We start from the raw sequence: 255 nt of genomic DNA on the forward strand, positions 1-255 counted from the left end.
CACGCATCCGCTCGCCCCGATCCTCAAATCCGTACCCGGACTCGGGACTGTGCTGAGCGGACGGATCCTCGCCGAAATCGGCGACGACCCAAAACGTTTCGAAAGCGCAGCCGGATTGCGAGCCTTCGCCGGCACCGCACCGATCACCCGTGCGTCCGGTCGATCGCATTACGTCAAAGCCCGCAAAGTCCGCAACAAGAGACTCGGCGACGCCTGCCACTGGTGGGCCTTCTCCATGCTGACCAAATCGACAGG

At 63.1% G+C, this 255-nt stretch carries 1 protein-coding gene; it reads left to right on the forward strand.

What is annotated here, in order from left to right; translation table 11 throughout:
* Positions 1 to 255: transposase (locus tag RhoFasB10_RS26080; protein WP_167679377.1), on the forward strand; the 255-nt coding region annotated here is incomplete at both ends.

The sequence above is a fragment of the Rhodococcus sp. B10 genome, from assembly GCF_011770055.1.
Lineage (GTDB): Bacteria > Actinomycetota > Actinomycetes > Mycobacteriales > Mycobacteriaceae > Rhodococcoides > Rhodococcoides kyotonensis_B.